This window comes from Prosthecobacter sp. (genome assembly GCF_014879935.1).
In the GTDB taxonomy this organism is placed as follows: domain Bacteria; phylum Verrucomicrobiota; class Verrucomicrobiia; order Verrucomicrobiales; family Verrucomicrobiaceae; genus Prosthecobacter.
Genome location: NZ_JACSRD010000215.1, coordinates 1 through 22,688 on the forward strand (window position 1 = coordinate 1; position 22,688 = coordinate 22,688).

The following is a 22,688-nucleotide window of genomic DNA, read 5'->3' on the forward strand; positions in this document are numbered from 1 at the left end:
CGCCTTTTTCAATCAAACGTGCCGCGCTTCCGACCTGCTCACGCAAGTCGGGCCGCAGCCATAAAGTCTTGACACGTGGCGATGCCATCGTGGAGCAGTCGGGCATGGTCTGGCGGAAAGAATGATCTGCCAGGGCGGACACAGCCATCCGGTGCTTGCCGCGGGCGGCTTCATCGCCTATTCCTCGCGCCCTATGTCCGCCATCCCAGCCGAATTCACGAATGTCACCGCCGTCACGAAAGCGAACGTCTATTTCGACGGCAAAGTCGTCAGCCACAGCATTCTGTTTCCTGATGGCAGCAAGAAGACACTCGGCCTGATCTATCCCGGCGACTTCCACTTCGGCACGGCCAAGGCGGAGCGCATGGAAATCGTCGCCGGCGACTGCGTGGTGAAACTCGACGGCAGCGAAACGAAGACCACTCACACCGGCGGCCAGTTCTTTGACGTTCCCGCCAACAGCGGCTTCGACATCAGCGTCAGCTCCGGCATCTGCGAGTACATCTGCTCCTTCCTCGACTAAACCGGGGCCTTCACACTTTCTTAACGCCCTGCGTCCGCCCGTTCACTGGCGGGCACTCAGGCGGCGCGACATGTGCCGGTGTCATGAACGACACCGAAAAAACCGGCCTCCACAAGCTCTCCACCACCACGCTCGTCATCGCGGCGCTCGGCGTGGTGTTTGGAGACATCGGCACCTCGCCGATCTACACGCTGAAGGAGTGCTTCAGTCCGCACAGCCCGCATCACGTCGCCACCACACACGCGAATTTGCTCGGCGTCGTCTCGCTCGTGCTCTGGTCGCTGATTTTGCTCATCTGCGTCAAATACCTCGTCTTCATCCTGCGGGCGGACAACAAAGGCGAAGGCGGCGTGCTCTCGCTGATGGCCCTGGCCTCACATGGCATGGGTGAAACGACGAAACGCCGCATCGTCATCGTGCTGCTCGGGCTGTTCGGAGCCGCGCTGCTGTTCGGCGATGGCATCATCACGCCCGCGATCTCCGTTTTGAGCGCCGTGGAAGGCCCCAAAGATGGCGGGTTGCTCGGTGCGGCTCCCGCAGATGCTTTGGAGGCCGAAACGTGGAATCATCGCATGCAGTGGCTCATCATGGGCATCACCGCGATCATCCTCATCGTGCTCTTTTCGGTGCAGTTTCTCGGCACAGCCAAAGTAGGTCGCTTTTTTGGCCCGATCACCGGTTTGTGGTTCGTGAGCCTCGGCGTGCTCGGCGTGTCGCAACTCATTCACGGCCCCGAAATCCTCGCAGCCTTAAATCCGTGGCATGGATGGCACTTTTTGACCACTGGCGGTCACGCGGGCTTTGTCATCCTCGGCAGCGTTTTCCTCGCGGTGACCGGTGGTGAGGCCTTGTATGCCGACATGGGCCACTTCGGTGCCTCGCCGATCCGTCGCGGCTGGTTCTCGCTCGTGTTTCCGGCCCTCGCGCTCAATTACCTCGGCCAAGGCGCTCTTTTAATGAAGCAGCCGGAGCTCGCGCACGCGCCGTTTTTCCAAATGGCACCCGGATGGGCCACGTTGCCGCTCGTGCTGCTCGCCACCGCCGCCACCGTCATCGCCTCGCAAGCGCTCATCACCGGCACCTACTCGCTCACGCTCAGTGCCGTGCAGCTCGGCTACCTGCCGCGTTTGAGCATCCGCCACACCTCCGAGCACGCTCGCGGCCAGATCTACATCCCGCTCGTGAATTGGGTGCTCATGCTCGCCTGCCTCGCGCTCGTTGTCGCATTTCGCACCTCGTCGAATCTCGCCGCCGCATATGGCGTGGCCGTGACGATGACCATGCTCATCACCACCATCCTCTTCTACTTTGCCGCGCGGCATCTGTGGAAGTGGAGCATGCTCAAAACGTTGCCGCTGTGCCTCGTGTTCGGTTTGATCGAACTCGCTTTCCTCAGCGCAAACTTGGTAAAATTCTTCGATGGCGGCTGGTTCCCGCTCGCCGTCGGCGCAGGCATTTTCGTCGTCATGACCACCTGGGCCACCGGTCGCAAGCTCGTCCGAGCCTCCATGGAACGCAGCGCCATCTCGCAAGAGATGCTCATCCAAAGCCTCGCCAGCGGCAAAGTCATCCAAGTGCCCGGCACCGCGATTTTCATGACCAGCACCAGCGGACGCACGCCCGTGGCGTTGCTGCACAGCCTGAAACACTACCAAGCCATTCATCAGCGCGTCATCTTCATGACGCTGACCACCGAAGACGAGCCCTGGGTGCCACCGAGCCGTCGCGTCGAGGTCGAAAAGCTCGGCGACCATTTCTGGCGTGTCACCGGTCGCTTCGGCTTCATGCAAAAGCCCAACGTCCCGCGTTTGCTGCGTCAGTGCGCCGCGCACGACCTCGACGTCGATCCCGACAAGGCCACCTTCTTCCTCGGTCGCGAAATCATCATCCCCAGCAAAGCCCCCGGCATGGCCAAATGGCGCGAACACCTCTTCTCCTTCGCCAGCAAGCTCGCCCAGCAACCCGCAACGTATTTCCAGATTCCCGTTGGGCGGGTGATCGAACTGGGGCAACAAGTGGAGATATGACCCACCAACAAGTTCACTTTAAGAAACTTAACTCTTGCTGAATACTACTCGCGAAAGAGTGCGTTTCCGTGGTAGAGTTTAATAATGACGGGAAAAGTTCACCATCTAAGAGCTGCCAGCTTCAACACGCGCCGGAATTTGCCGGTGAACGTGGCTCGGAAACGTGGAGAGGCGAACTTTCTCCGCGCCTTTGAAAAAACATATTTCGCCCGCCATTTGAATGGCGTGGCTGCTGGTGAATTTGCAATTGGGGGGTTTGGCGTCGCCGATTTGGTCTGGATCGCGTGGAAACCTCTGGCGGACGGTGAAGACTTCTCCGCAATCTCGCTGGAGAAGCAGCTTTCCAGGCGACAACTGTTCGCGTTTGAAGCCAAGCTTAAGGACTGGCAGCGAGCGCTTCAGCAGGCATTCCGCTATCGTTATTTTGCGGACAAGTCCATCGTTGTGATGCCTGCTGCGAATGCCAAGGCCGCCTTGGCTCACCTCGAAACATTCAAAGAGATGCAAGTCGGTCTTTGGACATTCGACTCAGAGAAACAATTGATCAGGGAGCACTACACCCCCACTCGCATCAAGGCATTGAGTGCGTCCGCAAGGTCGAGGGCCATCAAGATGCTTTCGTCAAAGTTTGATCTCCGCAAGCTCTGCGAATTTGCGGATACCTGTGTCTAATGCCTCGAGATGGGCATTGTTCGACCTGCCCGAGAGGCGCAGGCCTGGCGCGAGATTGATCTGTGCATAGAGTTCTTCAGCGTCGAAAATGCGCTTCAGACACTCGGCAAGCCCGCCTTTGCCAATTGGCACTCCGAGACTTGAAATAGCCTCCCAGGTTTGAAGGACCTCTTCGATCTGGCCATCAGGCTCAGAAGCTCGCTCCTCGGAGTAAAAATCATCAGTCGGAAGGCCGCTGAGGACTTCTGGGAAGCGCATTCGGAGGCGCTCCAACTCATCAAATCGAATTGAGTTAAGAAGCTTGGTCGAGAGATACCGTAGCACCGGACGCCTTCCACCTCCGGATGATGGAGCAAAACGATCCATCGAAAATACCTTCTGGCTATTAAACCAGCCGGTTGCCCCGGCTTCCCCTCCTGCGGCGCAAAGAAAGGGGGTCAAAATATCTGAATAGCCATTGATGACACGAAAGCCGTTCACATGAAGTGCCTGATTGATGAACATCCAGCCGCTCAACGTCCGGTGATCAATGAGTTCTGGAGCAATTTCCGAAGTAGGGTTGTTCACCAGCAAATAGAAGCCGTCTGGCCGGGACTCCATCACAGTGAGTTCCTGGACAAACTCCTCGAGTTCCTCCTTCTCTTGGATGGCCTCGGCATCCATCGCCAGCGTGACAAACAATGGCCGACGTCCTCCCTCTTTATCCCAGGCTTCTTTCGCGTGTCGGATGAAATTTCGGGAAATGAGTCCCTCAATCGAGTTAAATCGCCTGCGGATAACGATGTTCGGCGAGATGATAGCCGTTACATCGAGTTGAGATTGGAACTGGAGGCAGTTCTGAATTTCAGTCTTCAGCTTTGGCTCACTTTCCAGGTAGCTGCGGCGTCTTGGCGTAAAATAAGCCTGATAATCTTCCCCCAGCAGCTTTCCCAACCTCCCATCGGGTTCATGGGCAACCATGCAGGCATAGTATTGGGGATCAAACAGACGTTCGGCGGTAGGAGATTGCTCTTTGATCTCGCTTAGCGTTTCACCAATCCGCCTGGCATCGTAATCCTTTGGGCTGAGAATGGCCCCCTGGATCAGCCCGCGAGCCAAGCCCTGCAGCACCTTGTTTCGCTCACCGCTGCCAGCTTGGCTTCCGTGTTGTGCGTAAAGTTTCATGGTCAGGATTGGGTGACTTGAATGAGATGATCGAGATTCGCAGGCCGAAGAGCCGGCTTTTTCTTCAAAAGCTGGTCGATCAGATTGCAGAACTCCACAGAGTAAGTGGGACGCTCATCTCGCAAGTGTTTAGGCGCTGCGGTCAGTGCCCGCGAAATGGTGTGAATCTGGTCATCGCTGTCACGGGCGATTGGATGGCGTCCAGCCGCATATTCAAAGACAGTCAGTGCGATGGTATAGAGATCACTGCGGTAATCGAGACTAGCTCGGAAATTCGGATTGGCCATCTCTGGAGCCAGGTAGCGAAGCGTGCAGGGTGCTCCACCCACTGTGATTCCAGTTTCTTGCAAGCCAAAGGCAATGCCCAAATCTATCAGGACAAAGGGGCGGCTTTCATCATTCAGCTTGATGACATTCGCAGGCTTGATGTCGCGATGAACGTATTGCCTCGACCAAAGCTCTTTAACCGCCCTCAAGAGACAATTCATCAGTTTCTTGGCTTCCTCCTCATCCGGCAGCACGCCTTGCCCTCGGATCAATTCACGCAGATCGGGGCCAGGCAGAAACTCTTCCGAATAGATCGCATAGTGTGACTGGCCGACCTGATAACCTTTGAGCGGCAGCGTGCCTAGTTTAACCATGTAAGGCGTGGCGCATTGATTCAGAATATTGACCTCGCGGCGAACCCGCTGGAGACATTCATCGCGATACCTTTCCTGGTCATTTGAGCCATCGGTCAGAGGAATGGCAATCACCTTGATGACCTCGCTTTTTCCGAGGAATTCAGCTCGATAGACTGTCTTGAAACCTCCTGACCCGATTTCGACTATATTAGAAAAATCAGGAAACAGCGCGGCGAGGTTGGCAGGACTTAGTTTTGGCGGTGTAATCATGACTAAGACTGAACGCATTTTGGGACTTGAGAAGTGGAAAGTGTACTATCAAAAAGAGGAGTCGTTTACACCTTCTTAACGCGAAGCCGTGCCCTGTTTACTGGCGTGCCAGCATTTCACGCGCACGATAAACACATGAACGATCCATCCAAACCCCGGCAAGCCGTGCCAGTGCACGTCGTGGGCCAGTTTAGCTGGGGGCTGACGATTCTTTTTGTGCTCGCCTCGGTGTGCTGGGTGCTGCTGCCCTACACGGGTTCCACGTTTTCCGCGCTGGTGTTTTTGCTGGCCATCGTGCTCGCGGGCACGCGGTGGAATCGCGGGCCGGTGCTGGCGATGGGCGTGGTGAGTGCGCTGGTGTGGAATTTCATCTTCATCCCGCCGCGGTTCACGTTTCATATCGAGAAGCCGGAGGACGTGGTCATGTTTGCGATGTTCTTCGTTGTGGCGCTGAGCATGGGGCATCTCATCACGCAGCTTCGTGAGCGAGAATCGGCGCTGGAGCGCACGCATCGCGAGCAGGAGCAGCTTCAGGAGGCCAAACATCGCGCTGAGCTCGCGGCGGAGGCCGAGAGGTTGCATCGCACGCTGCTCGACAGTGTGTCGCACGAGCTCAAAACGCCCATCACGATCATCCGCACGGCCTTGGATGGCCTTGGCACCTCGAATCCCTTCGCGGCGGAGATCGACACGGCCACGCGGAGGCTTCAGCGCATTGTGGAGAACTTCTTGGAGATCACCCGTGTCGAATCCGATGCCGTGAAGCCTGCGCCGGACTGGTGCGAGTTCCTCGATGTGATCCACTCGGCCACCTCGCCCCTACAGCGTGAGCTTCTCCCGCATCCGCTGCGCATCCTCGGCGCGGAAAACCTGCCGCTGCTGAAGCTCGACAGCCGATTGCTCTCCCAAGCGCTCGCGAACGTGCTGCACAATGCCACGCAGCATGTGCCAGCGGGCAGCGAGATCGAAATCCATGCGACATTGACGCCGGAGAGCGCTTTGGAGATCCGCGTGCGCGATCACGGGCCCGGTTTGCCGCCGGAGATGGAGGAGCGAGTGTTTGAGAAGTTCGCGCGGGCACCGGGAGCGCCTGCGGGCGGCACCGGACTCGGCCTGGCCATCTCGCGCGGCTTGATGCGGGCGATGAAGGGTGACATCACTGTGCACAACCATCCGGAAGGCGGCGCGGAGTTTCGTTTTAGCCTGCCGGTCAAAACACGCCAGCCATGAGCAAAGCCCTCATCATCGACGACGAGCAGCAGATGCGCCGACTGCTGCGCATGCTGCTGGAGTCCCGCGGCTACGAGGTCTGCGAGGCCGATGAAGGCCAGCGCGGGCTTCAAGAGGCCGCGTTTCATCGCCCGGATGTCGTGTTGCTCGATCTCGGCCTGCCGGGTCTCGGCGGCCTGGAGGTGCTGAAACGGCTGCGCGAGTGGAGTGACGTGCCGGTGCTCATTTTGAGTGTCCGCGATCAAGAGGCCACAAAGGTCCAGGCGCTCGAAATCGGTGCCGATGACTATGTGACGAAGCCTTTTGGCAGCGCGGAGCTGCTGGCGCGGCTCGATGTCATCCAGCGGCGACGCGGACCTCGTCACACGCCCGAAATCATCGCCGGACCGCTCAAAGTCGATCTGTTGCATCATGAGGCCCAAATCGCAGAAGAAGCCCTCAAACTCACTCCGACCGAGTTTGCGCTGCTCAAAGTGCTCACCGAGCACGCGGGCCGGATTGTGACTCAAAACCAGATCGTGAAGCAAGTCTGGCCCGGCCAGTCCAGCGATCCGAGTGAGGGCCTGCGGGTCCACATCAATCACCTCCGCAAAAAACTCGGCGAGCGCGGCGTGCGTATCGTGAACGAGCCCGGCATTGGCTATCGGCTGGAGGTGGAGTGAAATCGGCTTTCATCATGCCAGCATCAAATCCGGGCATGAATTCAGGCTTTTCATGCCACGCGGAGTGTGATTCATGGCGGGATGTCCGCGTCTCCAACCACTGACGACTCATCCTCGCTCTCACGCCGTGCCTGGCTCGTCGTGGGTCTGCTTTTCCCCGTGGCGCTGCTGAACTACCTCGACCGGCAGATGATCGCCTCGATGAAGGTGTCCGTGATGGGCGAGATCAAGGACATCGGCAGCGAGGAAAACTGGGGGCACATGCTGGCCTCCTTCAAGTGGGTGTATGCCATCTTCAGTCCCATCGGCGGTTACATCGCCGACCGCTTCAGTCGCAAGCTGACCATCTGCAGCAGCTTGTTTGTGTGGTCGCTCATCACCTGGCTCACCGGGCATGTGGGCAGCTTTGACCAGCTTTACTGGGCACGCACGGCCATGGGCATCAGCGAGGCCTTTTACATTCCGGCGGCGCTGGCGCTGATCGCCGACTACCACACCGGCGGAACGCGTTCGCGCGCGGTGGGCGTGCATCAGATGGGCATCTACTGCGGAGTGATGACCGGTGGCTTCGCCGGATTTGTGGCCGATTCGCCGGATCTCGGCTGGCGCTCGATGTTCGATTTCACCGGACTGGCGGGAATCCTCTACGCCATTCCGCTGCTGTTCCTGCTGCGCGATGTGCCGCGTCAGTCTTCAGCTTCGGAGCCGATGGCGAAACCGTCTGCAGCGAATGCGTTCACAGAACTGCTCACGAACCGCAATTTCATCCTGCTGGTGCTCTATTTCACGCTGCCGGCGCTCGCCGCCTGGGTGGTGCGTGACTGGATGCCCGCCATTCTTCAAAAAGCGTTCAACATCAGCCAGGGCAAGGCGGGGGTGTCGGCCGCTCTCTACTGGCAGGCGGCCGCATTGCTCTCCGCCATCCTCGGCGGGTGGCTGGCGGATCGCTGGATGCAGCGAAGCGAGCGCGGCCGTATCTATGTCAGCGCGATCGGCATGATGCTGATCATTCCAGCCATGTATGGCGTCGGCAACGCGCCGGCGCTGAATTCCTTCGCGCTCGCAATCGGGTCGCTCGTCCTCTTTGGCATCGGCTGGGGCTTCTTTGACTGCAACAACATGCCGATCCTGAGCCAGATCACGCGTCCTGAGCTGCGGGCCACCGGCTATGGCGTCATGAACTTTGTCAGCATGACCTCAGGCGGTGTGGCGGACTGGGGCTTTGGCGTGATGTCAGATCGACACGTGCCGCTCAACCTGATCTTCGGCGTCTTCGCCCTCGTGTGCGTCGTGTCGCTCATCATCGTGCTCATGATCCGGCCGAAGCCGGGCGCGTGATCAGCCGCCGCATTTCTGACAGGGCTTGCCATCGGTGGCCTGGCAGGGCTTGTCGGCCTTGTAGAAGCGGCACTTGGCATTGTGGCGTGTGCCGGAGCTGCTGAGGCTCCAGCCGGTCGGCGCATTCGCACCGCCTGCGGGTGGGGTGCCATTCGCCGCGGCTTTCGGTGGCGGTGGCGCTTTGGATTCCTCACGCGTTGCAAGCACGATGACCGAAGACTTCCTGAGCGCATCCACTGCGGCCTCCATCTCGTCGCCATTGGTGCCGGACTTCAGCGTGGGGACGCCGGGCACGCGCTTCTCCTTGCCGTCCTTGTCCTTTTCGAGGGCCAGTTTCTCCAAAGCTTCGCTGCGCAGGCAGTCGGCCAGGCCTTTCGTGGCTGGTGGGGCGGTGCTGGCCGATGTCGCCGAGCGTTTGCCTTGAACCCGCGATTGCGCGGAGAAAAACAGGCCCAGCACGTCGCCCTTCTCGCCGATGACATAACCGCCGACGCTTTTCTCATCCACGGCCGCGTCGTGTTCAAAGCTGTCGGTGCCAGACACGTGACTGACGATGCCTTTCGTCAGCCGTGGTGGAGAGAAAGTCTTCCCTGTCGCGCTCGTCAAGGCGACGGCGTAGATCGTCTGGCCGAGTTCCAGCGGCTTGCGCGGCAGAAACCTTCCTTGCCCCATCTCGACCTCGCTCTGCAGCAACGCCAGCCCGAGTTTGTCATCGACCTTCAAGACCTTCGCCGGGACATCTTTGCCATCATGATGAAGCGCGACGGTCTTCGCGTCTTTAAGCAGCGCTGTCTCGGTGATGAAGAAACCTTTGCCCAGCGGCAGCCCCAGGCCGCGGGTGATGATCGTTTCGATCACGGGCTCCATGACAGACGGCGATGGCTTCGCAGAATCGCCGCCACTGGCCATCTGGATCTGCAACACCGTGTTCACCGCCTCATCGAGCGAGGTGCTGTAGGCATTGATCAATGAGCTCGTGCCGTCGAGCGCGTGAAAGGTGCGTGTGCCCGCGTGATAGAGCACCTTCTGCATCACCTTCTCGCCACGCTCTGCGGCGAAGTCATCGCTGCGCAGCACCAGAAACGGCGATCCGCCGGCAACCCACGTGCCTTTCTGATCCGGCAGCTCTTTGATCACGCGGCAAAGCGAACCTTCCGCCAGCCTCTGATCGACCTGCAAGTTCAGAGGCCCCGTCTTCACCGCCGCTTCCATCGTGACCTGCGCCTGCTGGGCGAATTGCTGGTCTTCTTTCGAAAACGCAGCCGCCGGATAGACGGTGCTGCGTCCATCTTTGGCTTTCAGCAGCAGCTTGCCGTCCTTCATCCCGGCAAACTGGGCCTCCACGGTGCGGGAACCGTCCGAACTACGCCATTCGCGCGCAGACAGATATCCGCATGCCATGAACGAGAAGATCAAAAGGCCCCGCCAGCTCATGTGCGCGAGCCTAGGCACGATCCTCCGCCGGGCAACTGCCTACTGCGGTCTGCCGCCCCGGTTCAGTTCACCCCAAACTTCTCCGAAAGCCACGGCGAGCGCCTGCCAGTCTTCCGCGCTGGTGTCCCAGCCGCCGCTGATGCGCACGACGCGTCGCAATTCGTCCGCGCTGGCTCCAAGCGCGGTCACGACGACGGATGAGCCTTCCTTGCCCGAGCTGCACGCCGAGCCGGTGGAGATGCTGAACCCGCGTCGCGACAAAGCCGTGAGCCACTTCAGGTTATGATGCGCTGGCATCACCATCAGCACGGTGTTCCAAAGGCGTGGCGCAGACTCGCTGATCACGCGCAGATCATCGAAGCGCGAGCGCAGGGCGTCGATGAAGGCATCGCGTCGCTGGCTTTGATCGATCTGGATCTGACTCAAACGCGGTGTGATCGTTTCCAAGGCCGTCACCATTGCCTCGATCGCCGGATAATTCTCGGTTCCGGCCCGGCGGCCACTTTCCTGCGGACCGCCCTGGAGAAAGCGGGGACCCAGCCGCTGATAAGCCGTCGGGTCTGCGACCACCAGAAAGCCAGCACCTTTCGGTCCTCCGAATTTGTGAGCGCTGCCCGTGACAAAGTCGCACATGCCCAGGTCTTCTGCGTCAAGCTTTCCCAGCCACTGGGAGGCATCGGTGTGAAACAAGACTCCTGCTTCATGGCAGAGAGCTGCCAACTCCTTCCAAGGCTGCTGGGCACCGCTTTCATTATTGGCAGCCATCAGCGAGACGAGCGAAGGCCTGTCTTTGATGGCCGCCTGGATCTGCTCCTTGGCAGCAGCGAGGTCCACGACACCGTCCGGACCGACTGGCAGACTGGGTTCTTGCCCCATCCAATACCAGGCAGGCTGCCTCATGCTGGGGTGCTCGATTCCAGAAAAGAGGATCCGGGCATCTTTGGGAAAGGTGGCCAGGACTGCGTTGTTCGACTCCGTGGCTCCGCTGGTGAAGACAATCCGCTCTGCTTCGACGCCGATCAGCGTCCCAAGCCGTTCACGAGCCGATTCGAGCTGCTGGCTGGCGAGTCCGGCGTCGCGATAGAGGCTGGAAGGATTGTGCCAGTGCTTGTCGCTCGCACGCAGCCACGCCTCGCGTGCTTCTGGAAGCAGCGGCGTGGTCGCGTTGTGGTCGAAATACCCGTTCATGCGGCGGATTTGAAACGCGATGGCAGCGGGATGTGCAGCAGCATCAGGATGAAGGCGAGGCCGATGTAGGGCAGCCAGGCCTCACCGCGCCCTTGATTGCTGATGCCGTTGACGAATCCCAGCGCGCCGACGCCTTCGCTCAAAGCAAATACGACGACGTTGCCGGCCACGAAGCGGCCACGATTCGCGGGATCATCGGTGCTGAGCTTTCCAGATGTGAAACCGCCCAGCAGCAGCTTCCGGAGCACGAAGCTCAACGCCGCGGCACTGCCGGCGGCCAGGGAGATCACGTTGCTGAGCGTGGAGGCCTCATTCTTGCCGGGAACGAAGGTCATGCTGCTGAGCATGGCGGCATATACGAGCAGTGAGGAGCAAAGCGCGCCCCAGATCACGAAGACAATCAAATGCGCCGGTTTCATGGCTGGAGGATGCGTTGGGGATGCGTGTAAACATTCATCGTTTCGCCACGCAGGAAGCCAACGAGCGTCTGTCCGGCTTCTTGGGCGAAATCGACGGCGAGACTGCTCGGTGCCGAAATGGCGGCCACCAGCGCGATTCCGCCTGCCAGGGCCTTCTGAATGATCTCAAACGACACCCGGCCGCTGACCAGCAGGATGTGCCGGTTGAGCGGCAGCATGCCGTTCATGAACGCATGGCCGAGGATCTTGTCGAGCGCGTTGTGGCGGCCCACGTCCTCGCGCAGCACGACCAGATGGCCGTCGAGGTCAAACAAACCGCTCGCATGCAGGCCACCGGTTTTGGAAAACGTCTCCTGCGCGGCACGCAGCTTGTCCGGCAGGCTTGCGATCAAGGCCGGTGTCACCTGCCAGCGGGTCTCCGCGGCAGGAAAGCGCTGAAAAACACTCTCGATGCTCGTCTTGCCGCACAGTCCGCAACTGGAGGCACTGAAGACGTGTCGCGTGAGCGAATCCCAGTTCACCACAGCACCGCCGAGCAGGACATCGACCACGTTGCCATGCTTGTTGCCGATGCTCGGACACTGCGAGACTTCAAGAATGTCACGCGGATGCTGCACGACGCCTTCACTGACGAGGAATCCAGCCGCGAGTTCCTCATCGTGGCCCGGGGTGCGCATCACGACAGCCACGGAGCGGCCCTCGACACGGATTTCGAGCGGTTCCTCCGTCGCGGTGACATCGGCGACCTCCACGGCAGCGTCTGAGACGTTGACCTTGCGCACATTCACCTGGGAGATCGCTGGACGAACCGCGCTCATCACGACGCCTCCATGAAATCGGCAGGCAGCACGCCAGCCGGCACACGACGCGGCTCGGCGATGAGGCGCACCATCTTGTCAAAGATCTCACGGCCACGGATGATCTCGATCTCCACGCGCATGAAATAGAAAGGGATGTCCGACTTTGGCAGCTTCGGGAAGCGCACGTAGTCTTTCTCGGTCGTGACCATGCAGTGAACGTCACGACGCTCGCAACGCTCCACAAATTGCCGCAGTTCCGGCCCGTGGAAGCGATGATGGTCGGCAAACCGTGCGATCACCTCGATCTTCGCGCCCAGTTTGCGCAGGCCGTTCTCAAAACTCTCCGGCACGGCGATGCCTGACAAGGCGCCGACGAATTTGTCCTTCAGGCCGTCGATGGGCATGCGCTCGCCGGTGTGGATGTCCTCGAAGTGCATGGCGCGGTGACGGCACTCGATGATCTCGGCCGCCCGGTTGTAGCGGCGGATCTGCTTGATGATGTCCTCGGTGTCGCCATCGGACTTCGTGATGAAGATGTAGCTGGCGCGGCGCAGGCTGCGTGGCGGCTCGCGCAGCGTGCCACGCGGCAGCATGTAGCCGTTGTTGCCGAAAGGCGCGGTCTTGTCGATCAGCACGATGTCGTGGCGATGTTTGAGGCGGAGGTATTGCAGGCCGTCGTCGAGCACGAGCACGTCCGCGCCGAAACGTTGGATCGCATGCGCGCCGGCCTTCACGCGGTTTTTGTCCACCACGACCGGGATGCCTTGGCAGTTCTTCGCCAGCATGAAGGGCTCATCGCCCGCGTTGTGCGAGTCGAGCAGCACCTTTTCACCATCGGAGACGATGCGCGGCAGCGGTTCGGCCGGCTTCGGGATGAAACCGAGCTTTGCCGCCATCTTCTTCGAAAATGGCAGCTTCTTCTGCCGCTTGCTCTTGTAGCCGCGGCTCAGGATGCACACGCGGCGGCCGTGCTCATGCAGCGCCTTCGCCAGCATCTCCACGACCGGCGTTTTGCCCGTGCCTCCGACTGTCAGATTGCCCACGCTGATGACCGGCACGCCAAGATGATGATCGTGAATGTAGCGATGGCGATAAAGATACAGGCGGGTGCGCACCGCCGCCGAATAAATGCCCGACAGACCACGGAAAACGAGCCGCAGCAACGACGCACGAATGCCGCGGCGGTTGTGGATCACCACGTCGATGACGAAGTTTTCGAGGTCTTCCAGAGTGTCTCTCACTGCGTGCCATAGGAGGCGGGGAACGGTGCCGCGTCAAACGAGACGCCTTGATGTTTCCAACGGCATTTCGTAGCATCGGCGCATGAAATCCGCCATCCTCGCATGTGCAGCCATGTTGTCCGCCTTCGACACCGTCTATTCACGCCCGCTCGCCGATGCGGCCAAAGACCTCGCCAAGTCTCTGGAAGCCGGCTGCATCGTCACCGGCGAACACATTGGCGATGAGTTGCATTTTGCCCTCGCTGGCAAGGTTCAGGAGGCCAAAGGAGCCGCGCCGGAGAAAATCCTCTTCGAAATCGGGTCGATCAGCAAAGTCTTCACCGGTCTGCTGCTGGCTCAGGCCGTGGTGGAAAAGAAAGTGACCCTAGAAACGACGATCGGCAGCCTGCTGGAGCCGAAGGTGAAGTTTGCGGATGCGCGTGTCGCCGCGATCACCTTGAAGCAGCTTTCCACCCACACCAGCGGCCTGCCGCGCCTGCCGGACAATCTCGCGGCGAGTATGAAGAACGAGGACGATCCGTATGCCGACTACGATGAGAAGCTTCTGTTTGACTACCTCTCCAAGGCCAAACTCGACAAAGATGGTCCGCATGAATGCAGCTACTCGAATCTCGGCGTCGGACTGCTCGGCCATCTGCTCGGCCGGGTGTATCAGACGCCGTGGAATGACCTCGTGGTGACGAAAGTCTGCCTGCCCCTGGGAATGAAGGACACGGCCGTGGAACCTGGAGCGCACGTGGTGCGTGCCGCGCCGCATGCTGGCGGGGAGGTCGTGAAGCCGTGGCACATCGATGCCCTGGCAGGTGCCGGGGCCTTGCGCAGCCACGCGGCGGACATGATGAAGTTCGGTGAGGCGATGCTGAATCCCGAAAAGACGCCGCTGAAGGAGGCTTTCGCGATGATGATGACGCCACAGGCCGACGCAGCAGCCATGGGTGGGAAGATCGGCCTCGGGGTCTTCATCGGACGATTCAACGGTGACCAGGTCTTCAACCACGATGGCGGCACTGGCGGCTTCTGCTCCGGTCTTCAAGTAATCCCAGCGAAGGGCATCGTGCGTGTCGCCTTGATCAACAACAACAGCATCGGTGGCTCAGCGGTGATTTCCGCCGTGTCAGAGCAGAACAAACCGGCTCCTGGCCCACAAAAGGAGATTCAAGTTCCCGCCGATGCCTTGAAGGAATACGTGGGCGTTTACAAGCTGGACAGTGACGCACGCTTCACCGTGATGCTGCATGACGGGCAGCTCTGGGACCGGCTCACGGGCCAGCCTTTCCTGAAGCTGTTCGCAAAGGAGAAGGACCGTTTCTTTTACAAGGCCGTCGCGGCGGAAATCGCGTTCAACCGCGAAGACGGTGCGATCAAATCACTGACCTTGTTTCAAAACGGTCGCGAAATGACGGCCCGCCGCACTGAGGACGCCGTTCCGGCCATCACGCTGCGCAAAGGCAAGGAATGGCAGCCTTACGCTGGTGAGTATCGGCTGATGGGAACGAAGAAACTCACGCTCACGGTGCGTGGAGACACTCTTTTCGCCAAACTGGAAGGCCAGCCGGCTGCCCCCGTGTTCGAAACCTCACCGGATCGCTTTGAATACGATGTGGTGGAGGCCGCGCTGGTCTTCACTCGCGACGACAAGAAGGAGATCAACGGTCTCGTGCTGCATCAGAACGGCCTCACGATTCCCGCGGCGAGGGTCAAGAGCCCGACCAATGCCCCGAAGGAGTGAGCCGGTTCTCCTTCTCCGCCAGCGCCAGGATGGTCTGAAAGTGCGGGCTCTTGCTCTCGCGATGCACGACGCTGGTCTCGATTTTCTTGAAGCCGGCCCTGCCCAGCATGTCATGCAGGTCGCTTTCGGAGAAGCCGAGCCACACGTCCGCGTAGAGGTCGCGTGCCTTTTCGAACTGATGTTTCAGCAGATCGAGCACCACGATGCGTCCGCCGGGCTTCAGGATGGTGAAGGCAGCTTTCAGCGCCTTCTCCGGATTCTGCGCGTGATGCAGCGCCTGGCTGAGGAAGACGAGATCCACATTCAGCGGCGGGATCGGCGGCGATTCGATGTCGCCCAGACGATACTCGAGGTTGGCGAAGCCGTGCTTCTGCGCCAGTTCCGCCCCGTAGGAGACCATCTTCTCGCTGTTATCGACCGCGATGACCTTCTTCGCCCGTTGGGCGAGCAATTGTGACAAGGTTCCCTCTCCTGCGCCCAGATCAGCGATGACCAGCGGCGGCATGAGCTTGAGCAAAGTCTCGCCCAGACCTTTCCACGAACGCCCTGGGATGTAGTGGCGGCCAAACTTACCCGCCAAGGCGTCGAAATAGGCCTGCGCTGTCTGCGCCCGTTTGCGCAGCACGACCTGCAAGGCATCGGAGTCCTTTTTGACCTCGCGGAGCTCCATACCCGCCGCCTCCAGCAGTGCGATGAAGTGCTCATGCGCCGGCTGGTCCTTGGCGCTGGGTTCATCGAGCTGGTAGAGCCGGTTTTTGCCGCTGCGGCGGTCACTCACCAGCCCGGCGGCCTTCAGCTTCGCGAGCTGGGCGGAAATGTTCGACTGCGGCAACGAAAGCACCTCCTGCAGCTCCGCCACGCTGAGTTCCTCCTGCTTCAGCAACAGCAGCAGCCGCACCCGCGTGGGATCGGCGATGAGGCTGAGGGATTTGAGGACGGAAGCCAAGGTCCGGCCATCGTATCAACGCATCATCATTCATCAATGCCGGAGTTTCCGACGGTCGCCGGCCTCGGATCACAGGTTCGATGCCGCCCAGACGCCCGCTTTGTCTCGCTGCGCTTGTTGCCGCAGTTGCTGGAGCTCCAGCGCGTAGTCGTTCAGCGAACGCGAGTCCGCAGGCAGGCTCGTCGTGACACCCGCGACACGGGCGTACCCCTTTTGCACCAGCAGGTCGGCCAGATACACCGGCGGCCGGCCAGGATGGATCTCCACCAGGATCAGCGCGTAGTAGCGGCTGAGGCCCGGCACTTCCTCCCAGCGGGTCATCACGGTGAAGGCATGCTGTTTGAGCAACTGCGTGACATACGCCACCGCCCGCTGGCCTTCCTCGACCACGCGCTGGCTGCTCACGCCAAAGTAGCGGCCCTGCTCCTGCACACGCTGCGGATGCGTGGTGGACGCGTCCAGCGCATCCACGAAGTAGAGCACGAACACATGCTCGTCCTCGGTGTCGCTGACCTTGATGCGCAGCGTGTCGGCTTCGTTCGTGCGGCTCTCGATCAGCCGCGCTTTTGGGAACACCTTGAACTCCGGCAACGCCACCCGCGCACCATCCGCCGTCTGGCCGGCCGGCACCTGCGCCACACCCACCGGCAGCGCCGCCACCGGCACCGGGCGGCTTTCCTTCAACAGGATCGCCACCAGCACGACGATCAGCACCAGCACGCAGGTGATGGCGAGATTGAGCAAGGTGTCGCGCAGGGGCATGATTCGAGGACGGCAGTGGGAGGGCGCACTGTCCCGTGATCGCGGAAAGGCTCAAGTTGCAAAGTGAACGTGAACCGGGCACCGCCACCAAACTTCCCCGGGCATGAAAGAAACAACGTCGGCAGTCACGATAAAACGGGCCGTCCGATGGCACCTGAAAACGCGATGAAACAACCCCTGGAATCTGCTGCGCGTGCTTTTGCCGCCTGACTGAAGCGATGAAAACCGCCGCATTCATCCTCCTCGCCGCGTTCTCCGCACACGCCGTCGATTTCGAACGCGACATCCGCCCGCTGCTTCAAGAGCACTGCGTCGAATGCCACGGTGCGAAGAAACAAAAGGGCGAGTTGCGTCTCGATGCGAAGTCTTTTGCCTTCAAAGGCGGTCATGAGGGTCCCACCATCATCGCAGGTCATGCGGATCGCAGTCCTCTCTTCCAGCGCATCACTCATGCCGATGCCGACGAACGCATGCCGCCAAAGCGCGAGCCGCTCACGGCACCACAGATGGCGGCCGTGAAGCAGTGGATTGATTCCGGAGCCGTGTGGCCGGAAAACGACGCGGATCGAGCCGCGATGGCGGACAAACGGCTCGATCATTGGGCGTGGCAGCCGATTCAAACGTTACAAGTTTCAGGTTCCAAGTTTCAAGTGCCGAACCCGGCACAAGGCGGCTCGAAAGCCCATCTTGAGACCTTGAACTTGAAACCTGAAACTCAGTCGCCCTCCATCGACACCTTCATTCATGCCAAGCTGGCCGACAAGGACCTCCAACCATCTCCCGCTGCCGATGCACGCACGCTCATTCGACGCCTGACCTTCGATCTGACCGGCCTGCCGCCCACGCCGGAGGAAGTGGAGGCGTTTGTGCAGGACGCCGATCCGAAGGCTTACGAGAAGCTGGTGGATCGGCTCCTCGCCAGCCCGCATCACGGCGAACGCTACGCCCGCCATTGGCTGGACATCGCGCATTACGCCGACACGCACGGCTTTGAGCGCGATCAGCGCCGGGACAACGCCTGGCGCTATCGCGATTACGTCATCCACGCGTTCAACACCGACAAGCCCTACGACCAGTTCCTTCGCGAGCAGATCGCGGGCGATGTCATCGCTCCACATGACGTGCAAGCCGTCGCAGCCACGGGATTTCTCGCGGCCGGGCCATGGGACTTCGTCGGACAGGTGGAAACGAAGAGCGATGTGCTGCGCCGCTCCGCACGGGCGCTCGATCTCGATGACATGGTCACCCAGGTCATGACGGCCTGCTGTGGTGTCACGGTGAACTGCGCCCGCTGCCACGATCACAAGCTCGATCCCATCTCCCAGCGCGAGTACTACTCGTTGTGGGCCGTCTTTGCCGGACTCAAACGCGGAGATCGCGATCTCGATGCCGCTGCATCCGTAAGGCTCGCCACCGAGCGCTCCAAAACGCAAAACCGGCTGCGGGAAGTCACAACCGAACTCGCCAAACTGACCGGGGAGGGTCTCGATCTCGCTGACATGATCGGTGGTGGCAACGGTCGCGGCACGGGAACCAAGGGCGCCGGCCTGCACATCGGCAACGGCACCGTCGTGAAAGACAAGCTGGGCTACCATCGCGACATCAAGGCCAACCGCTTGCAGAAGCCGGAGTGGGGCCATGTGAATGCGCCCAAGTTTGTGCAGTGGCTTTTCGTCCCCGATGGTCGCGAGGAGGTGAACGTCGCCTTCAAACAGCCGGTGACGGGCGTGCCGGCCACATCCGCGCACACTTGGGACGCCATCCGCAACGGTCCGCTGGCCGCACAAGTCTCCACCACGATCGACGGCATCGATTTCGCGCAGGAAGGCCGCAGCATCCTGGGCCTGCACGCGAACAGCGGCGTCACCTTCGATCTCAAAGCCATCCGCCAGTCCAGCGGCTACGCAAAGATGCGGCTCACCGCCCTGGTCGGCTTTGGAGCGGGTCCACAGGGGGCCGCCAGTCTCGCCGACTTCACCGTCTTCGTCGGCAGCGAACGGAAGTTCCAGCGCCTCAAGATGCGCAAAGATCAATTCGCCCGCATCGACCTCAGCATTCCGGCCAATGCGCCGACACTCACCCTCATCGCCACCGATGGCGGCGATGGCGGCATCGGCCACGATCTGCTGTTTCTGGGCGATGCACGGCTCTCTCTCGACATCGAATCGCAGCCGCTCTCCGCTGCCGACAAGGCCCGCGTGCAAAGCTTGCGTGCCGAGGAGAAGCAACTCAGCGCCCAACTGAACGCCAAAGTCACCACGGACAAAGTCTATGCGGTCATCGCCGACAAACCGCCCGCGATCCAGGTCCTCAAACGCGGTGATCCCGAGTCTCCCGGCCCGGAAGCCATCCCTCCCGGCACACTCAGCCTCTTGAATCAGCTCACGCCTCACTTCGGCAGCGCCGACATGCCGGAAGGCGAGCGGCGCAAGGCGCTGGCAGCCTGGATCACCGATCCACGCAATCCGCTGACGCGCCGTGTGATCGTGAACCGGCTGTGGCACTGGCATTTCGGGCAGGGCATCGTCAACACGCCGAGTGATTTCGGCCTCGGCGGCAGCAAGCCCTCCCATCCCGAGCTTCTCGACTGGCTGGCGGACGAACTACTGCGCAGCGGCTGGTCTTTGAAGCATCTGCACAAGCTCATCGTGATGAGCGACACCTACCGCCAGCGGAGTGAAGTGACGGCAGGAAATGCGGCGCACATCGACTCTGCGAACCGCCTGCTCTGGCGCCAGAATCCACGCCGTCTGGAAGCTGAGGCGCTGCGCGATGCCGTGCTCAGCGTCACCGGAAAGCTCAATCCACAGCAAGGCGGCCCCGCCTTCACCGACTTCACCTACACCGAGGGCTACGCACCGGTTTACCAGCACCTCACCGCCGACTCGCCCGAGTTGTGGCGGCGCAGCATCTACCGCTTTGTGGTCCGCAGCACGCCGCAGCGTTTCCTCACCACGCTCGATTGCCCTGATCCCGCCAATCTCACCCCTGCCCGGCTGACCACGACCACCGCGCTGCAATCCCTGGCCCTGTTCAACAACGACTTCATCCTGCGGCAGTCCCGTCATCTGGCGGATCGCGTCCGGCAGGCTGCGGTGGATGCCGACTCTGCCATCACACGGGCCTTCCAGCTCTGCTTTCAACGTCCGCCGACCCGCCAGGAGCTGACGGACGCCCGGTCACTCGATCTGTTCTCGCTTTGCCGTGCGCTTCTCAACTCCAGCGAGTTTGTGTATGTGGACTGATGTCTGATGGGGCCACGTCTTACAGCCGCGCCAGCGTCGTCGTGAGCAGTTTCCAAAACTTCTGCGCCGAGGAGATGCTCGCGCGTTCGTTTTCGGAGTGCGCTTCTTCGATGTCGGGGCCGAAGGAGATCATGTCGAGGCCCGGATAGGTCTGCGCGATCACGCCGCACTCCAAACCGGCGTGGCAGGCGCTCACGCCGACGTCGTGGCCGAAGATTTCGCGGTAGATGCCTTTCATCTGATCGAGGATGACGGAGCTCGCACTCGGGCTCCAGCCGGGATAGCCGTCGTCGTTGCGCACTTCGGCACCGAGCAGTCGAAACGGAGCCGCAAAGGCCGCGGCGACATCGCGCTTGCTCGATTCGACGCTGCTGCGTTGAAGCCCGCTCCATTCGGCATGGCCTTTCCCGAGCTCGATGAGCGAGAGATTCGACGACGCCTCGACCAATCCAGGCACTTCGGGGCTCATGCGATACACGCCGTTCACCACCGCTTGCAGCGCCAAAACGAGCGCTCGCTGCTTTTCGGCCGTCAGGGTCGAAACAGAGCCGTTTTCGAGCTTTGTCGTCGTGATCTGCAAATCGGGCTCGAGGCGTTTGAACTCATTTCGGATCGCTTCGGCCTCTTCGGCGATGTTTTGAGCAAAAACGGCCTCATCGAGCACCACGACGCGGGCGATGCATCGCGCTGGAATCGCGTTTCGAGCACTGCCGCCGCGCATCTCGATCAACGCAGCCGCTTTTCCGCCGCAGGCGGCCAAAAGTCGCGCCATGAGCTTGATGGCGTTGCCGCGGCCTTCGTGGATTTGCAGGCCGGAATGGCCTCCGCGCAGGCCTTCGACGCGAATTTCGGTGATGCTGGCCTTCTCGTGCTTCGTTTCGGGATAACTCCAGCTCACCAGCGTGTCGATCCCGCCCGCGCAGCCGATGGTGAACTCGTCATCTTCTTCCGAATCGAGGTTTAGCATCCTTTTGCCGGTGAGCAGGCCGCTTTGCAGCATGCGGGCACCGCTCATGCCCTGCTCCTCATCAATCGTGAGCAGCGCCTCGATCGGCGGATGCGGCAGATCCTTCGACGCGAGCACCGCGAGGATCGCCGCCGCGCCGAGACCGTTGTCCGCACCGAGCGTGGTGCCACGCGCTCGCACCCAATCGCCATCCACCCACATTTCGATGCCTTGATTCGCGAAGTCGAAGCTCACGCCGTCCGCCGCCTTGTGCACCATGTCGAGATGCGCCTGCAAAATGACCGGCGCACGTCCCGCACGGTCCGCCGTGGCCGGTTTCTTCACGATCAAATTGCCACCACTGTCCTCGAGGCACTCCAGCGCATGCCTGGCCGCAAACTCACGCACAAACGCCTTCACCTTCCCCTCCTTCTTTGACGGCCGCGGCACGGCATTGAGATCAGCAAAGCAATTCCAGAGAGCGCGGGGTTCGAGAGAGCGGATGGCGTCGGACATGAGAGTTGCCCGCGATGATGCCGAGTCCTGCCGCTAGCTCAAGCCGGGCGTCGGCAAACCGCAAACGCGTCCGTGAGGCGCTGGCGGAGCTGCGCATCGTCAAACGTGGCAATCAGCCGCTCGATCTCCACCGGTCGGATGAAATGATGCTTCAGCATCGCGCGGATGAAGGCGATGTCCTTCGGGCGTGCTGCGTAAAGCTTCGCGATGGTGAGATCGCACGGGTCAATGCACCAGCCGGTCGCGCCGCCGGTGTTTTCATTGCACACCGGTGTGAGACGCGTCTCCCATCCCTTCGGCAGCAGCGCTGTGTCCGGCCCCACGCCGTCGGCAAAGTAGCCGTAGGTTTCGCTGAAGCGTGACAGCTCACCGAGATTCCGTTCGATCTCGATGCGCAGATCGGGCTTGTCGCGTGCATAAATGTCGAGCTCCATCGACTGGCGCAGCTCGCGTGGCGCGTCGGGATGCTTGCCGAGCACCGACTGACTGCCGATGATGATGAAATCCTTCTCGCCGGTGGTGCCGCTAGACGCCCGCAAGAGATGCTCGAGTTCGGCGCGCTTCATATTTGTCGAGAATTTCCAGCCGCTTGTCTTGCGGCATCAAAACGGCAAACGGCGTGCTCTGACGCATGCGGACGGCCTCCTCGCCTCGATCATCCAGCACCGCCAGCACACCGCGCACGCCTTCGAGGTCGATCACACGCTGCCATTCTCTCAAAGCATCCTTGTTCTGCTCCGAGTAGTCCGGATTGCCCAGCATGCGGTCGATCCACGTCTTCACGAGTACGAGCTGCCCTGGTGAACGCCGCAGCACATCGGCGATCACCTGGTGCATCTCGTAGCTGCGCTCGTCGATGACTTGGTGCCAGTTCATGCACAGAGAATAACGCATCCGTTCCCTCGCGGCAAGACATGCCTTTTTCCCCGCAGGAAGCCGTTGGTCGTGTCGTT

At 60.8% G+C, this 22,688-nt stretch carries 20 protein-coding genes; 8 read left to right on the plus strand and 12 right to left on the minus strand.

Annotation, left to right across the window (positions count from 1 at the left end):
• Positions 1–193: 193 nt before the first annotated feature.
• The 3 genes from IAE77_RS24470 to IAE77_RS24480 all read left to right on the plus strand — a co-directional run bounded on the left by IAE77_RS24470 (position 194) and on the right by IAE77_RS24480 (position 3,222).
• Positions 194–523 (plus strand): pyrimidine/purine nucleoside phosphorylase, encoded by a 330-nt coding sequence (locus tag IAE77_RS24470; RefSeq protein ID WP_294232375.1) that lies wholly within the window; start codon positions 194–196, stop codon positions 521–523.
• A gap of 83 nt (positions 524–606) precedes the next feature.
• The gene (locus IAE77_RS24475; protein WP_294232376.1) at positions 607–2,550 is read left to right on the plus strand and encodes a potassium transporter Kup; all 1,944 of its coding nucleotides are present in this window, start codon (positions 607–609) and stop codon (positions 2,548–2,550) included.
• A gap of 84 nt (positions 2,551–2,634) precedes the next feature.
• Positions 2,635–3,222: a hypothetical protein gene (locus tag IAE77_RS24480; protein WP_294232377.1), complete on the plus strand. Its 588-nt coding sequence runs from the start codon at positions 2,635–2,637 to the stop codon at positions 3,220–3,222.
• Here the strand turns inward: IAE77_RS24480 and IAE77_RS24485 are convergent.
• Both IAE77_RS24485 and IAE77_RS24490 read right to left on the minus strand, forming a co-directional pair.
• Positions 3,172–4,386: a hypothetical protein gene (locus IAE77_RS24485; protein ID WP_294232378.1), complete on the minus strand. Its 1,215-nt coding sequence runs from the start codon at positions 4,384–4,386 to the stop codon at positions 3,172–3,174. The genes IAE77_RS24480 and IAE77_RS24485 overlap by 51 nt on opposite strands.
• 2 nt (positions 4,387–4,388) lie before the next feature.
• A complete protein-coding gene (locus tag IAE77_RS24490; protein WP_294232379.1) occupies positions 4,389–5,279 on the minus strand; it encodes a serine/threonine-protein kinase in 891 nt (296 codons plus the stop codon).
• A 135-nt stretch (positions 5,280–5,414) separates the two neighbouring features.
• Here IAE77_RS24490 and IAE77_RS24495 point away from each other — a divergent pair, with 135 nt between their 5' ends.
• The 3 genes from IAE77_RS24495 (at position 5,415) to IAE77_RS24505 (ending at position 8,509) form a co-directional block, all read left to right on the plus strand.
• A complete protein-coding gene (locus tag IAE77_RS24495; protein ID WP_294232380.1) occupies positions 5,415–6,509 on the plus strand; it encodes an ATP-binding protein in 1,095 nt (364 codons plus the stop codon).
• Positions 6,506–7,171: a response regulator transcription factor gene (locus tag IAE77_RS24500; protein ID WP_294232381.1), complete on the plus strand. Its 666-nt coding sequence runs from the start codon at positions 6,506–6,508 to the stop codon at positions 7,169–7,171. Before IAE77_RS24495 ends, IAE77_RS24500 begins: the two co-directional genes overlap by 4 nt.
• 81 nt (positions 7,172–7,252) lie before the next feature.
• Positions 7,253–8,509, plus strand: a complete 1,257-nt coding sequence (locus IAE77_RS24505; RefSeq protein WP_294232382.1) for an MFS transporter — start codon at positions 7,253–7,255, stop codon at positions 8,507–8,509.
• Here IAE77_RS24505 and IAE77_RS24510 read toward each other — a convergent pair whose 3' ends face one another.
• The 5 genes from IAE77_RS24510 to lpxK are packed head-to-tail and all read right to left on the minus strand — an operon-like array spanning position 8,510 to position 13,591.
• Positions 8,510–9,943, minus strand: coding sequence for a trypsin-like peptidase domain-containing protein (locus IAE77_RS24510; protein ID WP_345781016.1), 1,434 nt, complete (start codon positions 9,941–9,943; stop codon positions 8,510–8,512).
• A 39-nt stretch (positions 9,944–9,982) separates the two neighbouring features.
• Positions 9,983–11,131, minus strand: a complete 1,149-nt coding sequence (locus tag IAE77_RS24515) for a cysteine desulfurase family protein (RefSeq protein WP_294232384.1) — start codon at positions 11,129–11,131, stop codon at positions 9,983–9,985.
• Positions 11,128–11,550, minus strand: a complete 423-nt coding sequence (locus IAE77_RS24520) for a hypothetical protein (RefSeq protein ID WP_294232385.1) — start codon at positions 11,548–11,550, stop codon at positions 11,128–11,130. The genes IAE77_RS24515 and IAE77_RS24520 overlap by 4 nt, the downstream gene beginning before the upstream one ends.
• On the minus strand, positions 11,547–12,368 hold the full coding sequence (gene fdhD, locus IAE77_RS24525) for a formate dehydrogenase accessory sulfurtransferase FdhD (protein WP_294232386.1): 822 nt from the start codon (positions 12,366–12,368) through the stop codon (positions 11,547–11,549). Before fdhD ends, IAE77_RS24520 begins: the two co-directional genes overlap by 4 nt.
• On the minus strand, positions 12,368–13,591 hold the full coding sequence (gene lpxK, locus IAE77_RS24530; protein ID WP_294232387.1) for a tetraacyldisaccharide 4'-kinase: 1,224 nt from the start codon (positions 13,589–13,591) through the stop codon (positions 12,368–12,370). Before lpxK ends, fdhD begins: the two co-directional genes overlap by 1 nt.
• Positions 13,592–13,673: 82 nt before the next feature.
• Between lpxK and IAE77_RS24535 the strand changes: the two genes are divergently transcribed.
• Positions 13,674–15,320, plus strand: a complete 1,647-nt coding sequence (locus tag IAE77_RS24535) for a serine hydrolase (protein WP_294232389.1) — start codon at positions 13,674–13,676, stop codon at positions 15,318–15,320.
• On the opposite strand, the gene IAE77_RS24540 is transcribed toward IAE77_RS24535, so the two are convergent.
• Positions 15,289–16,266: a metalloregulator ArsR/SmtB family transcription factor gene (locus IAE77_RS24540; protein WP_294232391.1), complete on the minus strand. Its 978-nt coding sequence runs from the start codon at positions 16,264–16,266 to the stop codon at positions 15,289–15,291. The two genes, IAE77_RS24535 and IAE77_RS24540, sit on opposite strands and share 32 nt — an antisense overlap.
• Positions 16,267–16,335: 69 nt before the next feature.
• Positions 16,336–17,028 carry a hypothetical protein gene (locus tag IAE77_RS24545; RefSeq protein WP_294232393.1) on the minus strand — a complete coding sequence of 231 codons (693 nt, stop codon included), beginning with the start codon at positions 17,026–17,028 and terminating at the stop codon, positions 16,336–16,338.
• Positions 17,029–17,246: 218 nt separating this feature from the next.
• Here IAE77_RS24545 and IAE77_RS24550 point away from each other — a divergent pair, with 218 nt between their 5' ends.
• Entirely contained in the window at positions 17,247–20,273 is a 3,027-nt protein-coding gene (locus tag IAE77_RS24550) for a DUF1553 domain-containing protein (RefSeq protein ID WP_294232395.1), read from the plus strand.
• 19 nt (positions 20,274–20,292) lie between these two features.
• Here IAE77_RS24550 and IAE77_RS24555 read toward each other — a convergent pair whose 3' ends face one another.
• Genes IAE77_RS24555 through IAE77_RS24565 form a run of 3 tightly spaced genes read right to left on the minus strand, consistent with a single transcriptional unit; the run spans position 20,293 to position 22,611 of the window.
• On the minus strand, positions 20,293–21,735 hold the full coding sequence (locus tag IAE77_RS24555; RefSeq protein WP_294232397.1) for an aminoacyl-histidine dipeptidase: 1,443 nt from the start codon (positions 21,733–21,735) through the stop codon (positions 20,293–20,295).
• A 38-nt stretch (positions 21,736–21,773) separates the two neighbouring features.
• The gene (locus tag IAE77_RS24560; protein ID WP_294232400.1) at positions 21,774–22,301 is read right to left on the minus strand and encodes a DUF6036 family nucleotidyltransferase; all 528 of its coding nucleotides are present in this window, start codon (positions 22,299–22,301) and stop codon (positions 21,774–21,776) included.
• Positions 22,261–22,611 carry a hypothetical protein gene (locus IAE77_RS24565; RefSeq protein ID WP_294232402.1) on the minus strand — a complete coding sequence of 117 codons (351 nt, stop codon included), beginning with the start codon at positions 22,609–22,611 and terminating at the stop codon, positions 22,261–22,263. The genes IAE77_RS24560 and IAE77_RS24565 overlap by 41 nt, the downstream gene beginning before the upstream one ends.
• Positions 22,612–22,688: the final 77 nt, after the last annotated feature.